Raw genomic sequence first — 16,724 nt, forward strand, 5'->3', positions numbered from 1 at the left:
GCGTTTAGTGCAGCTACATACTGCTTAGCTAGCCAATCCATGAAGTGGTCTAGGCTGTTCCACACTTCGTCGAAGCTTAGGACTTCTGAAGTGATCTTCGGCATGACTGGACCAACTTGCATTTTCAGCTTCTCATCAACACCACCGTTGATTGCGTAAAGCATGGTTTTTGCAAGGTTTGCACGAGCGCCGAAGAACTGCATTTGCTTACCAACAACCATTGGAGATACACAACATGCGATTGCGTAGTCATCTGATTCCATGTCTGGACGCATTAGGTCGTCGTTTTCGTACTGGATTGAAGAGGTATCGATAGACACTTTCGCACAGAACTTCTTGAAGCCTTCAGGTAGCTGCTCAGACCAAAGAACCGTGATGTTTGGCTCTGGAGAAGGACCCATAGTGTATAGAGAGTTAAGGAAACGGAAGTTCGTACGTGTTACTAGCGTACGGCCGTCAAGACCCATACCACCCATAGATTCTGTTGCCCAGATTGGGTCGCCAGAGAATAGGTCATCGTACTCAGGAGTACGTAGGAAACGAACCATACGTAGTTTCATTACGAAGTGGTCGATCATTTCCTGAGCTTGTTCTTCAGTGATCTTACCTGCAGCAATATCACGCTCAATGAAGATGTCTAGGAACGTCGAAGTACGACCTAGAGACATCGCTGCGCCGTTTTGAGACTTAACCGCTGCTAGGTAGCCGAAGTAAGTCCACTGTACCGCTTCTTGTGCAGTTTCTGCTGGGCGAGAGATATCGTAACCGTACTTAGCAGCCATTTCTTTCATTTGGCCAAGTGCACGGTGTTGCTCTGCGATCTCTTCGCGAAGCTGCATTGTCATTTGAAGATCTTCGCCATTCTCGAACTTCTCTTGTAGAGAAGCAAATTGAGCTAGCTTGTCTTTCATTAGGAAGTCGATACCGTATAGCGCAACGCGACGGTAGTCACCGATGATACGACCACGGCCGTATGCGTCAGGAAGACCAGTCAGAACACCTGATTTACGACATTTTAGGATGTCAGGCGTGTAGATATCGAAAACACCTGCGTTGTGTGTTTTACGGTATTCAGTGTAGATTTTTGAGATTGCTGGATCGAGTTCACGACCGTAAACTTTACAAGAACCTTCAACCATGCGGATACCACCGTTAGGGATGATAGCGCGCTTAAGAGGAGCGTCAGTTTGAAGACCAACGATAGTTTCAAGATCTTTTTCGATGTAGCCTGCGTCGTGAGCAGTGATGGTAGAGATAACGTCAGTATCGAAATCAACAGGAGCGTGCGTTGAGTTTTCGATCTTGATACCTTCCATTACTTTAGCCCAAAGCTTGTTTGTCGCTTCAGTACCTTCAGAAACTAGGAAAGATTCGTCGCCTTCGTATGGGGCATAGTTTTTCTGAATGAAATCACGAACGTTTACTTCGTTTTGCCAGTCACCCGCTGCAAAACCTTCCCAAGCTTTAGCAAATTGCTCTGCCATGACATACCTACCTTTTTAGTAGTAAAAACACGTACTGTTCTGAATTAATAGTCAACGTGTTGACCTTTCAGCATCCTCATTACTGAGGCAGTACACTCTAATGAATAACAATAGGTATAGTCTTAAACCAAAGGAACGCAAAGGACAGGAAAACTATAACTATTGTCACTAAAAGTAATATGGTTATTTCTTACTGTAGTTTCAAGGTTAACTTAAAAAAATCTTACAAACCTTAAACTAAATCAATAAATGCTAAAAAAAGTTGATAAAAATGGGGTGGCTTTTTAAGCCACCCACACAAATGTTGAATCTTTATAGCCAGGCTGGAATTCCGTACTGAGCTTCCAACATACCTACTGCTAGCATAGCAACAAGACAGATAACAAACACGCCTACTGGGATAATAATTTTGTCTGCGAACGACAAACGAGACGCACGCTCTTTATCACCAATGAGACCGTTGTTATCTAGGAACATAGTCAGTGCCCATGCCAACACAGGGTTAGCGACAACAGACGCGAAGATACAGATACCGGCTGCTTGTGAATCTTTAGTGTCTTTAACCATCTGCATGCCTGCTTCAAGAAGTGGCAAGAATACGCCCACTAATAGTGCAACACGCATCACCGGTGGCCACACCGCGACGTCCATTGGGAAACCAAGAATCGCAACGATGATACACAGTGATCCAAGCAAGATGGCACCCCCTGGGATAGGACGCTTAGCGATCGCTGCTGGGATCATGTAGGTACCCCAAGAAGAGGTAATGTTACCACCACCAACGGCAGTACCGACCATCTGGCGGACTGAACACATGGTCATGGTGTCGTCCACATCCATTAAGACTTTTTCTGTCTTACGAGGGTAGTTCAGCTCTTGGAAGATACGGTGACCAAGGAAGTCAGGCGACCACATCGCGACAGCCAAAATCGCAAAAGGCAGAGACGCGATAAAGTGTTCAAGATTTGGTAGACCTAGCATCCAACCTTGCTCAGTGCTGCCCCACCAGTAAACAGGGTTAAGGTTTGGCAGACCCATCTCGGTTTCAAAGGTTAAGTCGAAGCCCGCGCCCAGACCTAGAGCAATCAAAAGCCCGGTAAAGGCACACACGGGAATCGCCAACCAGCGCATGTTGATTTTTGCTAGGAAAGCGTAAATACCGATGGTGATACCCAATACAATCAGACCCACATAGCCCATGCTACCTGCCGCAACATCAGCAGATTGGAGCCCTGTTGCCCACGACTGAATGGAACCGATCTGGCTCATGGTACCGGTAAAGCCCAAGAAGATAAGCAAGCCGCCGGCGGTGCCTTCTGAGGTGAGGTTGACGAGCTTGGAGCCACCTTTAAAGTAGCTGAGTAGCAAGCCGAATACACCTAAAAGAATCGCAAGTGCAAGAGGGTGAGCACCGGCAAGGGCAATCGAACCGATCAATGGAATCATCGGACCGTGGTTACCCGCAAGGTTCGCTCGTGGGTTTAAGAAGCCGGATGAAATAATACAGAACAGTAGGGCTGGGATGAGCATTTCCACACGAGCCACTTCGATGGCGAACTCTTTACCTAGGTTCACGTGCTCCCATGCGGCGGATAGGCCGTCTGCCCAAGACATCATTACCGCTGAGTACATTGCAATAATGCCAATGGTACCTGCAAGTGCAGGGACTAAGTCTTCCAGCTCGAAACGGAAGTCGCGACCCGGAAGGTTAAGACCAAAACGACGAGGCTTCATAATTTGAAGCTCGTGGTCTAGATAATCTGAACGGGTTGCAAACTCAGAGGCAGGGCGGTGCAGCTCCTGGTAGCTCTTGTTTTCGATATCCGAATCAGAGTGCGGTTTGTTCACTGCGTCTGACATAGATTCCTCATATTTCAAAATGTTGATAATTCCAAAAGCTACTCGATAGTGATGATTGTCGATAGCTCATAATCTTGCAATTTGGCTTGCTGCGCTGCTCTTACCTTGTAGCTCGAACATTATGTGCCTAAGCATAGACAAAAGAAAAGGCAGTAAGTCAGTCAAATTAGGCTTTTATGGATGAGGCGAGTTTAACGTGCTAACCCCTTAGAGTGATTGATTTAGATCACTTTAAGAAAGAATGTGAAAGAAAACTACACAACGCCGCATATGCACGTAAGTTACTGTTCATACGCCTGAAAATTAATTTCACATTGCTATTTTTACTAGATATACAACCATTTGCGTCGTGTATGTTTCAGATAAAATTATCAATTACTTGAAGTGGATCTTCTTTTTATAAAATTGTTAAAGGGTCGGGTTGGATATAGTGATGGCGAGATATTTCATTTATGCGTATAAACAAGGTGAATAATCTAAAAGTTGAATAAAAAGTCATATTTTGTAACTTAATATCCCACAATGTCAGGTTAATAATTTGTTGCATGTTGTCCGGACTAGTGCTAGTTTGTAGCGAATGTGGGCCATAGCCCGAGCAGTCAACCGGATTGACGTGAACGTTTTCGTTTAGGGGGCACAGTTTTTGCTTTCACAGAGGCAAGTGTCGTTCTCAATTTCGCCGCTGAATGGTTTTTATCAACACAGATGAGCCATAGCTGCGCGAGCGCCGACTCGGAATCGTCATTCGGACAAGAAAAAGAATACAGGGAGTTTGCGCGCATGAAAGATGTACCCGCGCTGGATATTAAAGAACTGCACAAAACATTTGGACAAAATGAGGTCCTAAAAGGCATTTCGCTTGAGGCACACAAAGGGGATGTGATTTCCATCATTGGCTCTTCCGGTTCAGGAAAGAGTACCTTCCTACGTTGTATCAACCTGTTAGAAACGCCTACCGCTGGCGAGATATGGGTAAATGGTGAACTGATTCAGATGAAGCACAATCGTCAGGGGGAAGCCGTTCCCGCCAACGAAAAGCAAGTGCAACGTATTCGATCTCGTCTCGCCATGGTCTTCCAAGGGTTCAATCTGTGGTCTCATATGACGGTACTGGAAAACGTAATTGAAGCGCCAGTGCACGTCCTTGGTGTCCCTAAAGCTCAAGCGATTGAAAACGCAGAAATGCTGCTAAAGAAAGTGGGTCTTTACGAGCGAAAGGACTATTACCCAGGTCACTTATCTGGCGGCCAGCAGCAACGTGCGGCGATTGCCCGTGCATTGGCCGTTGATCCGGAAGTGATGCTATTTGACGAACCGACGTCAGCACTCGATCCCGAGCTTGTTGGTGAAGTTCTCGGGGTTATGAGAGATTTGGCAGAAGAAGGGCGCACCATGTTAGTTGTTACTCACGAAATGGCGTTTGCTCGCGATGTATCAAATCATGTCATGTTTTTGCATCAAGGATTGGTGGAAGAACAAGGAGACCCAGCTAAACTGTTTACCAACCCAGACTCAAAACGTCTAAAGCAGTTTATCTCGTCTATCTATTAAGGCTTCTTTAATCAAAACAGTCTTTATTATAAGGACACAACAATAAACACAACATACAAAATCACAGGAGTATGGAAATGAAAAAGTGGTTAGTCGTTGCAGCATTGGCTGCGACAGCAGCAACTGGTGTGGCTCAGGCAAAAGAATGGAAAACCGTTCGTTTTGGTATTGAGGGTGCCTATCCTCCGTTTAGCTGGACAGAATCTGATGGTTCTCTCAAAGGCTTCGACGTTGATATGGCCAACGCGCTGTGTGAAGAGATGAAAGTTGAGTGTAAGATCGTACCGCAAGACTGGGACGGCATTATCCCATCTCTGCTAGCACGTAAATACGATGCGATCATCGCTGCGATGTCGATTACAGAAGAGCGTAAAAAGAAAGTGGACTTCACTGGCAAATACGCACAAATCCCAAACAAATTTATCGCTAAGAAAGGCGCAGGTCTTGATTTCGATAGCCTAAGCGGCGCTAAAATCGGTGTTCAGCGTGCAACAACGCACGACAAGTACCTGACAGACAACTACGGTGACCAAGTCGAAATCGTGCGTTACGGTTCATTTGATGAAGCGTACCTTGATCTTGCCAACGGCCGTATCGTTGCAGTACTAGGTGATGCTTCAGCATTGGAAGAAGGCGTTCTGAATAAAGCGGGTGGCGAAGGCTACGAATTCGTTGGTCCTTCTTTGACTGATCCAAAATGGTTTGGTGACGGCATGGGCATTGCCGTTCGTAAACAAGATAAAGATCTAACGCAAAAACTCGACGCAGCTATCCTGTCTCTACGTGAGAAAGGTGTGTACCAAGAGATTGCGGCTAAGTACTTTAACTACGACGTTTACGGTCAGTAATTCTCCTTCGACCGCTGGTGCTCGTTCCTTGATGTAGCCAGCGGTCGATCTCTTTCTATAGCCAGCTCAATGATTCTATTGATGTAGGAAATTGAGTTTAGGGATCAGGAACTCACCTATGCTGGATTTACAAGGATACGAAGCCTCTATATTGAAAGGGGCCGTGGTGACCATCGAGGTCGCCTTATTGTCACTGCTTCTTGCCATGATTTTAGGCATGCTGGGTGCTTTGGCGAAACTCGCCCCTTATCGCTGGGCAAGAGCTATCGCCACTCTCTATACAACGGTTATCCGTGGTATTCCCGATTTAGTCTTAATGATGCTGATTTTCTTCGGCGGACAGATTCTATTAAACAACAGTCTCTACTCGATCAACGAAACCTTGAATGGTTGGTTTGCCGCGAGTGATCCAAACCACGAGTGGACGTCTTATTTACCTGATTACATCGACGTTAGCCCGTTTATCGCTGGCGTGATGACCATAGGCTTCATCTTCGGTGCTTACATGGCGGAGACATTTCGTGGCGCCATCATGGCGGTAGATAAGGGCGAGATGGAAGCGGCAAAAGCATACGGCATGAGCTCGGTGCTCGCCTTTCGCCGGATCTTACTCCCTCAGATGATACGCCACGCTTTACCGGGCTTTGGTAACAACTGGCTGGTATTGCTTAAAACCACAGCCTTGGTTTCTATTATCGGCCTGGAAGATATGGTGCGCGTGAGCTCGCTCGCCGCAGGCTCAACCAAAATGCCGTTCACTTTTTACATGGCGGTCGCGGTGATTTTTCTCTTTTTCACCAGTGTGTCGACTGGGCTACTTAAAGTCGTCGAGCGCAAATTCAGTATTCATACGAGGTAGGGCATGGATTTTTCATTGATTATTGATAGCTTGCCTATCTACCTAGATGGTTTGTGGACGACAACGTGGTTGGTGGGACTCGCTCTCGTTATTGGTTTGTGTGTCGCTATCCCGCTGGGTATTGCGCGAAATAGCCAACATTATTGGTTGGTCGGGCCAAGTTGGGCGTTTATTTATTTCTTCCGTGGCACGCCGCTGTTGGTTCAGCTCTACCTAATTTATTACGGTATGGATCAGTTTTTCCCAGTGAAAGATACTCTATGGGAAAATGCTTGGTTTTGTGCGTTGGTTGCCTTTGTGCTCAATACTTCGGCGTACACCGCTGAAATCATTCGCGGTGCAATCAACGGGCTGCCGAAAGGCGAGGTGGAAGCGGCTAAAGCGTATGGTATGGGCACCTTTTTGACTTACCGTCGTATCATTCTGCCGAGCGCATTGCGCCGAGCTCTGCCAGCCTACAGTAACGAAGTGATCTTTATGCTGCATGGAAGCGCTGTGGCCGGTATTGTCACCATCTTAGATTTGACGGGCGCTGCGCGTCTGGTGAATTCTCGCTACTACGCGCCGTTTGAATCCTTCCTCACGGCTGGCCTGTTCTACATGGCACTGACCTTCGTGATTCTTTGGGTTTTCAAAATGGCAGAAAAACGTTTCTTAGCGTACCTGAGACCGCTGAGTTAACCTATCTTGTAAATGAAAAAATGGCTTCCATCTGGAAGCCATTTTTGTATTCAACGCAAAATCGAATCAACGCAAAATCGAACTCTGGGTACTAAGACAAAATGATAAGCACCGTGCCGGCCAGCGTCATCAAGATATTGGCGATGGCGTAGGTACCTGCGTAGCCCAGTGCAGGGATAGTTGATTTGGCGTAGTCATTCACGATGTCCATCGCTGGCGCACAGGTACGCGCGCCGATGATGGCGCCAAACAGCAGCGCACGGTTCATTTTCAAGATATAGGCGCCAACCAGATACGCCAAAGCCACCGGCACTACGCTGACTAAAAACGCCAAACCGAGCACTTGAGGACCCACTTGCGTGAGGTGATCAAACATTTTGCTACCGGCACTGAGGCCAATCCCCACCATAAAGATCATCAGTCCCAAGTCTTTGACCATGTTGAGTGCGCCTTGCGGAACGTAGCCAAACGTTGGGTGGTTGGCACGCAAAAAGCCGAGAGTGATCCCCGAAAGCAGCAAGCCAACGGCATTCCCCAAGCCGAACGACACTTGGCCAAAGGTCATGGTGACCAAACCAAACATAATGCCAAGAATGAAGAAGCTACAAAACGCGAGCAAATCCGCCATTTGGCTATGAATAGAGATAAAGCCGATTTTTTCCGCCAGCCCTTGGACGCGGCTGCGCTCACCACTGACTTGGATAATGTCACCTTTAGCAAGCACAATATCCAAATCCATCGGCATCTCAATTTGAGCGCGAACCACTCGGTTTAGGAAACAGCCATACTCAGAAAGATTGAGGTCAGAGAGACGCTTCCCCGCAATCGCATCGCTTTTGACTACGATCTCTTCTTCAACGATGCGCAGATCGAGCAAGTTACGATCAAACACTTCTTTACCATGGCGGAAACTAGGATCAAGACGTGCGTGACTATCGGGAAAGCCAACCAGTGCAATCTCATCGCCCTCTTGCAGAATCGCATCCCCATCAGGGTGGGCAAGGATGCCATTGCGACGAATGCGCTCGATGTAACAACCCGTTTGGCGATAGATACCCAACTCACGCAAGTTCTTGCCATCGGTCCAATCAATCAGCTCCGGGCCGACTCGGTAGGCGCGAATAATCGGCAGGTACACTTTTCGTTGCCCAGAACCGCCCAATCCGCGCTCTTGTGCGATTTGCTGAGCAGAGTCAGACAGATTCTGTTTTTGCAGCTTCGGCAGTAGCTTGGCAAAGAAGATCATGCTGATAAGGCCAATCAAATAGGCCATCGCATAACCGACGGAGAGGTTTTCTAGCACCAAGGCGAAATCCATATTCTTGGGTAATTCCGCCAATCCTGAATTGAGCGCATCTTGCGCACCGACCAATACGGGTGTTGAGGTTAGCGCACCTGCCATCATGCCGGCGGCCAAGCCATAGTTGAGGCCCATATAGTGGCTAGCAAAATAGGTAATACTGAGCGCGGCTGACAACACCACCATACTTAAGATGAAGTAGTGCTTGCCGTCGCGAAAGAATATGCCGAAGAAATTGGGGCCTGCCTCAATACCTACACAGTAGATAAACAACATAAAGCCGATGGTCAGTGCGTCAGCATTAAACATGAAACCTAAATGACCCATGATCAAAGAGGTAATCAAAACGCCAATCGAGTTACCAAGGTGGAAGTTGCCAAATCGAATTTTACCAATCGCTAAACCGATCGCTAATACGACGAAAATCAATAAGATAGGGTTTTGTTCTAACAAGAGTACGACGTCAATGTTCACGGGCTATATCTGTGCGCTGCCGAGGAGTAAGTTAAGTGTGCGAATTGTAGCGAAATATTTCAAAAAGATAAGTGAATTTTTTGAGAGTTTACTCATCGTTGACATTAGACAAAGTAATGTAAAACGCACGCACAAAAAAACCGCGATATTCGCGGTTTTCGTACAACAGTGTGAGTGGGTGACGTTTAAGCGTCAAACAAACCCAAGTGCTCTTTTGCGTATGCTTCGAAATCATCGCAACCACCGATGTGCTCTTGATCGATAAAGATCTGTGGCACAGTTTCCACTGGCTTGCCGACGGTTTTCTCTAGGTCAGCTTTGGAAATGCCTTCTGCGTGAATATCCACGTAGCGGTAGTTGAAGTCGTCACGCTTTGCTTTTAGCGTTTCTGCGTGTTCTTTTGCACGAACACAGTATGGGCAAGCTGGGCGACCAAAAATAACGACGAACATATCTTTCTCCTTTGATTTTAATAGTGCCACTATGCCCGAATCGTTATAGGAAATAAAGTGGCATTTACCTCTTGGGTTAATAGGGCAGACCTATTGATTGTGTTTTAAACATTTTACTTTTTTGCGACGTACAAGGTGTGGTCTTTATCGAGAAAACCATGATTAATTTAAGGTTAAATAAGCAAGTTTGCACTAGCTCAACGTTATTTCTGGGGAGACGGTGCACTCTGTATCCAGTAATGGAATGAATCAAGGAGTCGGCCAATGTTTCAGTTTATGACTTCAACACGGATCGTGTTTGGTGAAGGGGCGTTTGAGTCGTCGCTTTCGCTTATCAACCAGTTTGGCTACAGCGTGCTTCTGGTCACCGGTAAAAACCTCAATCGGTGCGGGCCGCTACTGCATCACCTCAAAAGTCAAAAACTTCGCTACCAACACGTTGCCGTGAGCGGCGAACCCAACATCACCATGATTGAAGAAACCGCGACGGTCGGCCGCCGTTTTAAACCTGATTTGGTGGTGGCGATGGGCGGTGGCAGTGTGATTGATGTCGGCAAAGCGCTGGCGGCGGTGATTCCAAATCAAGGCGATGTGTATGATTATGTCGAGGTGGTGGGCCGAAACGTTCCGCTCAAAACCAAGCCTTTACCTTTTATTGCGATCCCAACCACAGCGAGTACCGGCTCTGAAGTGACGCGTAATGCCGTACTGCGCTCAGGTCAAGAACAAGTGAAAGTGAGTCTACGCAGCCCCGATATGCTGGCGGATGTCGCGATTGTCGATCCGACTTTAACCTATGGGATGGACCCTTACCGCTCTGGGCGAGGTGCAATGGATGCGTTCACGCATCTGATGGAAGCCTATGTGTGTGGCATGCCTAACCCGCTCACCGATATGATCTGTGAAGAGGGGTTAAGACGGTTGAGCCACTCTGTGCTGCCGGCGTGTTTGGAGGACGACCATAAAGCGCGAGCCGACATCTCGTTTGCCGCGATGCTCGGCGGTATGGCCAGTACCAATGCCAAGCTCGGTGCAGCGCACGGATTGGCGTCAGCGCTTGGAGGCAAACTGGATGCGCCACACAGCGTGATAACCGCGCGCTTGGCTCCTTATGTGATGGCGGAAAACATTCAAGCCGCGATGGAATCCCAGCGTACAGACGTACTCGAAAGGTTCACCAAAGTCGCGCAATTGCTGACGGGGCGAGTGAATGCGCATCGAGAAGACGCGATCTTATGGGTCAATATGATGCTCGAAAAATTGAACATCCCAGAGTTGAGTCAATTTGGGGTTTGCTCGACAGCGTTTGATGTGGTCGCGGCGGATGCGCTGAAATCAACGTCAATCAAAGGCAATCCGCTACCACTGACCAAAGAGCGACTGATGGCGATTTTAGGCCAAGTGTGCCAATGCCAAGGTGAGTGTACCGAGCACAGTTCGGTGGGCGAGGACGCGCGGGCTTCTATCGTCTTTACCAGTCATGATATAGAACCATCGCGGCTACAAAAATCCTAATAATAACGGCGCTCATTGAGCGCCGTTATGGATTCTTGCCAGTGGAAGATCTCTAGAACTGAGAAAGCTTGTCGTAGCGAGAGTCTTTCAATACGTCTTTGACGCGACGTAGGTTTTCTCTAAATCCGGTACCGCGGCGCAACGTAAAGCCAGTCGCAAGGACGTCAATCACAGTCATTTGAACCACGCGGCTAGCCATTGGCATGTACACGTCGGTGTCTTCAGGGATGTCGAGCGTGATAGAGAGTGAGCTGGCTTTATCAAGCGGGGAGTCTTTCGCGGTAATCGCGATGACCGTCGCACCGTTTTCGCGCGCTAGGTTGGCGATCTCTACCTGACTTTTTGTACGGCCAGTGTGTGAAATCAACACGATGACGTCGTTGTCTGTACAGTTGATGCAGCTCATGCGTTGCATCACGATATCTTCAAAGCAGGTGATCGGGATGTTGAAACGGATGAATTTGTTTTGAGCATCTTTCGCCACAGCAGACGATGCCCCTAAACCAAAGAAAGAGATGCGCTTCGCTTGTGTCAGAAGGTCGACGGCACGATTGACCTGCATAGCGTCAAGGCTGTTTTTAGCGACATCCAAACAGGCCATCGTGGACTCAAAAATTTTGTGCGTGTAGGCATCTGGGCCGTCGTCTTCTTCGACGTTGCGATTGACATAAGGTGTACCGTTCGCAAGGCTCTGAGCCAAGTGCAGTTTAAAGTCGGGGAAACCTTTGGTGTCCAGGCGGCGGCAGAAGCGGTTGACGGTCGGCTCACTGACATCGGCCATTTTGGCCAACGTCGCGATGCTGGAATGAATCGCTGTCTGAGGGGAAGCCATGATGACTTCGGCGACTTTGCGTTCAGACTTGCTAAAATTTTCCAGGTTCTTCTGAATTTTTTCTAATGTGTTCATAGTGTTCACGAGGGTATGTAGAACATCTAACTGGATATACCTGATTTTCGTAGTGTAGAGAACAACTTGTTCGCTAAAGGTAATGACAATCCAGCGCCATAAGCTCAGTATAAACCTAAGCCGAACGTTTAAGGCAGTGTTTCCGTCATACAAATGATGAGAATATGACAAGCCTCAAACTAAATTTTGTTTAAACTACGGAAATACGCTTAAACCCCGACCAAAAATCGCATTTTCGATCGGGTGTTGATAAATGAATTACAGCTTTTCAGAAAGAAAATTTCATCTGGTGAGAATGTTTTCGGCAAGGGCATCGATTTGCGCCATTAAGTTTGGCGCTTGTGTTGCGATATGACGCTGCTCTTCCAACACGGATTTCAGAATATCACAATGCGTGAGCGGGTTCGCCAGAACCACACGAAATACGATGGTGTGCTCACGATTCCAACGCTCAGGATTGAGTCGTGTTCGTGAAACGAAGGATTTGCCGGTTTCACGCTGGCGCTTCTGGATAAACTTAGTGAGCTCGTTAAGCAAATTATTCAGCTCATGGGTTTGAGCGTCATTGGCTTGTTCTAGCGCCGCGCGCACCTTCTCAGGTAGATAACGGTAGGTGAGTAAGCACAGCTCAGGTTCAGAGACTAATTCGAAATCACGTTGCTGCTGAATTAAGTCCGCAAAGAATTTCGCTTTCTCGATGCTTTGATCGATCAGCAGTTCATAACCGGGACGGCTGATAATATGCATAGCCGCATAAACGAGCATGGCCATACCTGAGCGTGAACCTTCTAATGTATGGCTACCGAGATCTTTGGAGCCCTTGCGCAGTATGTACTGTGCGTGGTGCTCGATGGATTTCATCGCATCTGGCTGCTTAAACAGCACCATGCCCGCGCCCATTGGAATGTAGAGCTGTTTATGTGCATCTATGGTGACTGAGTCGGCCAACTCAATACCATCGAGTAGGTTACGATGGTTGTTCGACATCAATGTTGCACCGCCCCAAGCGGCATCGACATGGAAATGACAGCCTTCTTCTTGGCAGATCAGCGCCACTTCACGTAGAGGATCGATATTGCCCGTTTCTGTGGTGCCTGCAACGCCGACAACGGCAAATGGCTTGATGCGTTTAGCTTTGAGCTCAGCAATTTGATGTTTCAAATCTTGTGGGCAGATCTTGTTATCCGGCCCAGTCTTCACCGAGACCAAACCATCTTGACCAATCCCGAGGACATCCGCCGCTTTTTTCAACGAGTAGTGGCCTCGTTCAGAAACCAAAATTGCGAGCCCTTCATAGCCATAGTGCTTCATGGCTTTAAATAGGCCTTCTTTTTCGACGCCAGTGAAGGCACCGTCAGGGCGTAGCGCATTGTTTCTCGCCACCCACAGCGCGGTGATGTTCGCGACGGTGCCGCCCGAGCAAAACGCACCTAGAGAGTGGTTTGCGCTGTGCATCCAAGTCGCATAAAAGTCGTCACTGCGATGGTAAATCAGGCGATGGAGCATGCCGAGCACTTGCCTCTCAAGGGGCGTAAATGCTTTGGACGTCTCGATTTTGACCAAGTTCTGATTGAGTGCAATCATGATCTTGGAGAGTGGCATCAGGAAATAGGGCAGAGCAGAGGTCATATGACCAATAAAGCTCGGTGCTGATGTATGAACAGATTGAGAGACGAGCGTGTCGAGCAAATGCTGTGTGTGGTCTGAGACAAACTCAGGTTGCTCTGGGATAGAGGCGTTGGAGAAGTCTTTCTCTATGTCGAGTAGAGGTTTTTCTTCCGCAACGATGTGCTCTCGCAAAAACTTGTTCAAGTTTCGCGATAGTTCCTCTTCTATCTTGGTGAGTGTTGAGTCTGGCCCTTCAGGTACTGTAAAGATTCGAAGTAAGCTTTCGAAACTCACATCTGCCGTTTTGTGTTCCGATACCATACAGCTACATTGCTCTAATATTTTTTGTTGCAAGCGCGACAATCTAAACGAAAACGGGCACAAAGTCCCGTTTTAATTGATGGATCTCAGTTTGCATCACTCAGTCACAGATGCCGGTAATAGCGTGAATGTTAACGAGTGAGTACAGACGAGATTCGGTTTACTGACAATCAATCGATTCAAGCGCTTGAATCGATTGATTGTAGCGCTTGAGCGCTGCATCAATTTTGGTTGGGTGGCTCAGTAAATCGGCAAACGCAGAGCGTAGCTCGTAGTTTTTCTCGTGCGGCTTGGCTTGGCGATCATTAAACGTCACGCTCGCTAATTGGCCTAGCTCGTCACTGCGCGAGGTCAGTACCTTGATGTCTTTTTGATCAAGCTGCAACCACGCTTCTACTGGCTGCGCAGTCGCCACTTTTGAGGCGTCATGCTCTAGATAGTATTTCACCGCAGCGCGATTAAGCTCAAAGTGATGCTGGCGCCCTTGTAGGAACCACTCACTGACTTCGGTCAACTCTGGGTATTGCTCTGAGGTAAGCTGAGACAAATCTTCATACCAATGCAAAGACGCATCGATATAAGCGTCGTATTTTTTTTCTAGGCAAGCGTTGTCTGCTGCCAACGCGAAATGGGAGGTAGCAGCGAGTGCGAGGGCGACAATGGTGCGTTTCATAAGCATTCCTTTAAAGACGTATTCTTTGGGCCAACTTCTTTGATTGGCCTTTCATCTCGGCATCGTCATCATTAGGTGCCGAACGGGTTTCCTTCACTCGGATGGACGAAGCAAAGGGACAATATAGTGGATTGTTTCTGGCATTCCTGCGATCTAACCTGCAAGTGAGACAAAGAACAGCATCATGACCGGGACTAATAGGCTAAGAATAAAGCCACTGACAATCGCTACAGGCACGCAGCGCACGCCGCCGGTGGTTTGGATGACTGGCAAGGTGAAGTCCATCGCCGTTGCACCCGCGTAGCCGATTGCCGTACAAGGTTTAGTACGAATAAAGAGGGGGATCAGCACCAATGCAATCAATTCTCGCAGCAACTCAATCATAAAGGACGCGCCGCCGTAGATAGGGCCAAAGGCGTCCCCCATCAAGATGCCGGCTAAAGAGTACCAGCCAAAGCCGGACGCCATAGCGAGACCTCGATACCAATCAATCTCGAGAATCCAAGCGGCAATCAGACCGCCCACCATAGAGCTGGAGATGATGGCACAAGCGATCAACATGCCGTGCTTGTTCAACAGGATTTGGCGCAGGGTCAAGCCGCTATTGCGCAGTTGAATGCCAATAAAAAACAGCAGCAAAAAGAGGATCCACTCGCTTGCGGTATCCACCCAGCTGAGATCCATCGACACCACTAATCCAACTAATAGTCCACCCCCCACTACAAGGATCAATTTTGCGGATTCGAGCGCCATTTGCAGCAGCGGCACTTTATGCGATGCGCTGTCTGTTTTTAGTGGCATCAGTTTATCGATCAATGGCAACACGCAAAGATTAGCGGCGCTCAGGCTACAAAAAAAGACCGCAGTGAATTTCAGGATAATTTGTAGATTGGTTCCCAAATTATCCAGCGCTGCTAAGCTCAGCCCCATCAGACTTAATATGACGTAAATCAGATTGGACGTAGTGGTATTAATGGTTTGCAGTCGAGCAGGATTAGAAATAGAAATGAAATACCCCACAAAAAGTGGGGTAAAAATAAATAACATCCCTGAGAACATGGTACTTCCTGTGTTGAACTTTATAAGCCGCTGGCGTTCATCAATTCGCCTATTTGAGTATTGAACTCACTATCACTCATATTAGTCAACTTGTACAGTATATCTGCGCCGGTAATATCAAATTCGACCACATGTTCATCTAGGTTTTCATCTTGCCTGCGGAACATTAATATATGATTGGCCATTCTCGCTACATCGAGATAACTCACGGCATGAGTCACTTGAGCGATTTTATGATTCGCTGAGACTTCGAGGAAGTCGTTGTCAAACCCCCAAGTCTCGAGCACCAATTTACTGGCATTGGCGCACTGGTTGTCGAAAATCTGAAATGCGATCTGCTCGTTAAGGTAGTTGCCTTGCTCAAGGTAGTGATGGTACTCATTTACGATGCAGAACAAGCCAATGTCTGCAAGCAAACCGGCGAGAAGTGCTTTGTCGCTCTCTAAGTGGGCGTAGTAGTTTTCGCCTGATTCCTGAAAGCCTTTAACGACCATAACCATAGTCGCGGCTAATTCACGGGAGTTGGCGGCGCTATTGACCAACATGCGCTTACAGTTTTTACTTAGGTTGACGTTGTGCTTGAGTTGTTCAATGGCTTGTGCAGTGACAATATCGCGAACGCGAAATATCCCTAAACGTGACACGGCGGTAACAATATCGGTGCACGTGATGTTACGCCGATTAAAGATCACAGAGTTCGCCACGCGGATAACCACAGCGGCAAGGCCTGGGTCTTCGAGTAGTGCGTCGGCGATATTGAGTACCGTTGTGGTGTCTGACGTACAGAGCTTCTGAATTTTGAGCACAACGTCTGGGATCGGAGGCAGAGCAATTTTGCGCGATTTGATCGCTTTTTCGATCATCTCAGAAAACTCAGATTCAATCCCTTGAATGAGGAGCTCTTTATTTTCTGGAAGCCAATAGAAAGATAAGTGGTTCATACGTTGTCATTATTTTTGTTCGCTCGTCACAGTTTACCGTTGATGCGTCTGGATTAGCAATTGCTGAACTGCGTTTTTCTATTGAACTGGGAGCGCGGTTTGTTTTCGCTGCGCAGTGATCTTGCACAAAAAGCGATGTTGCCCTCACTCTGAATAGCTTTTGACCACCCCAAAACCGATTATGCGCCTAG

14 protein-coding genes are annotated in these 16,724 nt (G+C 47.7%); 5 read left to right on the forward strand and 9 right to left on the reverse strand.

Features of this window, described 5'->3' with window-relative positions; translation table 11 throughout:
- A partial coding sequence (locus AC6R1A_RS16940) for a pyruvate formate lyase family protein (protein WP_500646209.1) occupies positions 1-1,484 on the reverse strand: 1,484 nt, incomplete at its 3' end.
- Between the two features lie 312 nt (positions 1,485-1,796).
- Positions 1,797-3,344 (reverse strand): DUF3360 family protein, encoded by a 1,548-nt coding sequence (locus AC6R1A_RS16945; RefSeq protein ID WP_500633768.1) that lies wholly within the window; start codon positions 3,342-3,344, stop codon positions 1,797-1,799.
- 780 nt (positions 3,345-4,124) lie between these two features.
- Here AC6R1A_RS16945 and AC6R1A_RS16950 point away from each other — a divergent pair.
- The 4 genes from AC6R1A_RS16950 to AC6R1A_RS16965 all read left to right on the forward strand — a co-directional run bounded on the left by AC6R1A_RS16950 (position 4,125) and on the right by AC6R1A_RS16965 (position 7,283).
- Positions 4,125-4,895 carry an ABC transporter ATP-binding protein gene (locus tag AC6R1A_RS16950; RefSeq protein ID WP_500626141.1) on the forward strand — a complete coding sequence of 257 codons (771 nt, stop codon included), beginning with the start codon at positions 4,125-4,127 and terminating at the stop codon, positions 4,893-4,895.
- A gap of 77 nt (positions 4,896-4,972) precedes the next feature.
- Positions 4,973-5,743: an ABC transporter substrate-binding protein gene (locus tag AC6R1A_RS16955; protein WP_334552482.1), complete on the forward strand. Its 771-nt coding sequence runs from the start codon at positions 4,973-4,975 to the stop codon at positions 5,741-5,743.
- 118 nt (positions 5,744-5,861) lie between these two features.
- Complete coding sequence (locus AC6R1A_RS16960; protein ID WP_334552481.1) at positions 5,862-6,602, forward strand: ABC transporter permease; 741 nt, start codon at positions 5,862-5,864, stop codon at positions 6,600-6,602.
- Between the two features lie 3 nt (positions 6,603-6,605).
- Positions 6,606-7,283, forward strand: a complete 678-nt coding sequence (locus AC6R1A_RS16965) for an ABC transporter permease (RefSeq protein WP_500633769.1) — start codon at positions 6,606-6,608, stop codon at positions 7,281-7,283.
- Between the two features lie 91 nt (positions 7,284-7,374).
- On the opposite strand, the gene AC6R1A_RS16970 is transcribed toward AC6R1A_RS16965, so the two are convergent.
- The gene (locus AC6R1A_RS16970; RefSeq protein WP_334552479.1) at positions 7,375-9,057 is read right to left on the reverse strand and encodes an aspartate:alanine antiporter; all 1,683 of its coding nucleotides are present in this window, start codon (positions 9,055-9,057) and stop codon (positions 7,375-7,377) included.
- Between the two features lie 185 nt (positions 9,058-9,242).
- Entirely contained in the window at positions 9,243-9,509 is a 267-nt protein-coding gene (locus AC6R1A_RS16975; RefSeq protein WP_334552478.1) for a GrxA family glutaredoxin, read from the reverse strand.
- Positions 9,510-9,773: 264 nt separating this feature from the next.
- On the opposite strand from AC6R1A_RS16975, the gene AC6R1A_RS16980 reads away from it, so the two are divergent.
- Positions 9,774-11,024: an iron-containing alcohol dehydrogenase gene (locus tag AC6R1A_RS16980; RefSeq protein WP_334552477.1), complete on the forward strand. Its 1,251-nt coding sequence runs from the start codon at positions 9,774-9,776 to the stop codon at positions 11,022-11,024.
- 52 nt (positions 11,025-11,076) lie between these two features.
- Here AC6R1A_RS16980 and AC6R1A_RS16985 read toward each other — a convergent pair whose 3' ends face one another.
- The 5 genes from AC6R1A_RS16985 to AC6R1A_RS17005 all read right to left on the reverse strand — a co-directional run bounded on the left by AC6R1A_RS16985 (position 11,077) and on the right by AC6R1A_RS17005 (position 16,533).
- On the reverse strand, positions 11,077-11,931 hold the full coding sequence (locus tag AC6R1A_RS16985; protein ID WP_334552476.1) for a MurR/RpiR family transcriptional regulator: 855 nt from the start codon (positions 11,929-11,931) through the stop codon (positions 11,077-11,079).
- A gap of 282 nt (positions 11,932-12,213) precedes the next feature.
- Positions 12,214-13,860, reverse strand: a complete 1,647-nt coding sequence (gene panP / locus AC6R1A_RS16990) for a pyridoxal-dependent aspartate 1-decarboxylase PanP (protein WP_500633770.1) — start codon at positions 13,858-13,860, stop codon at positions 12,214-12,216.
- Positions 13,861-14,020: 160 nt separating this feature from the next.
- Positions 14,021-14,533: a hypothetical protein gene (locus tag AC6R1A_RS16995; protein WP_334552474.1), complete on the reverse strand. Its 513-nt coding sequence runs from the start codon at positions 14,531-14,533 to the stop codon at positions 14,021-14,023.
- Positions 14,534-14,686: 153 nt separating this feature from the next.
- On the reverse strand, positions 14,687-15,592 hold the full coding sequence (locus AC6R1A_RS17000; protein WP_500630379.1) for a LysO family transporter: 906 nt from the start codon (positions 15,590-15,592) through the stop codon (positions 14,687-14,689).
- Between the two features lie 20 nt (positions 15,593-15,612).
- On the reverse strand, positions 15,613-16,533 hold the full coding sequence (locus AC6R1A_RS17005) for an HDOD domain-containing protein (RefSeq protein ID WP_500626146.1): 921 nt from the start codon (positions 16,531-16,533) through the stop codon (positions 15,613-15,615).
- Positions 16,534-16,724: the final 191 nt, after the last annotated feature.

The organism is Vibrio sp. R10-SG3-ISO3 (assembly GCF_059834225.1).

Excerpts from the sequence above, each read along its gene's own strand:
- AC6R1A_RS16945 (WP_500633768.1), bottom strand. The coding sequence starts at position 3,344 with ATGTCAGACGCAGTGAACAAACCGCACTCTGATTCGGATATCGAAAAC.
- AC6R1A_RS16950 (WP_500626141.1), top strand. The coding sequence starts at position 4,125 with ATGAAAGATGTACCCGCGCTGGATATTAAAGAACTGCACAAAACATTT.
- AC6R1A_RS16955 (WP_334552482.1), top strand. The coding sequence starts at position 4,973 with ATGAAAAAGTGGTTAGTCGTTGCAGCATTGGCTGCGACAGCAGCAACT.
- AC6R1A_RS16960 (WP_334552481.1), top strand. The coding sequence starts at position 5,862 with ATGCTGGATTTACAAGGATACGAAGCCTCTATATTGAAAGGGGCCGTG.
- AC6R1A_RS16965 (WP_500633769.1), top strand. The coding sequence starts at position 6,606 with ATGGATTTTTCATTGATTATTGATAGCTTGCCTATCTACCTAGATGGT.
- AC6R1A_RS16975 (WP_334552478.1), bottom strand. The coding sequence starts at position 9,509 with ATGTTCGTCGTTATTTTTGGTCGCCCAGCTTGCCCATACTGTGTTCGT.
- AC6R1A_RS16980 (WP_334552477.1), top strand. The coding sequence starts at position 9,774 with ATGTTTCAGTTTATGACTTCAACACGGATCGTGTTTGGTGAAGGGGCG.
- AC6R1A_RS16985 (WP_334552476.1), bottom strand. The coding sequence starts at position 11,931 with ATGAACACATTAGAAAAAATTCAGAAGAACCTGGAAAATTTTAGCAAG.
- panP (WP_500633770.1), bottom strand. The coding sequence starts at position 13,860 with ATGGTATCGGAACACAAAACGGCAGATGTGAGTTTCGAAAGCTTACTT.
- AC6R1A_RS16995 (WP_334552474.1), bottom strand. The coding sequence starts at position 14,533 with ATGAAACGCACCATTGTCGCCCTCGCACTCGCTGCTACCTCCCATTTC.
- AC6R1A_RS17000 (WP_500630379.1), bottom strand. The coding sequence starts at position 15,592 with ATGTTCTCAGGGATGTTATTTATTTTTACCCCACTTTTTGTGGGGTAT.
- AC6R1A_RS17005 (WP_500626146.1), bottom strand. The coding sequence starts at position 16,533 with ATGAACCACTTATCTTTCTATTGGCTTCCAGAAAATAAAGAGCTCCTC.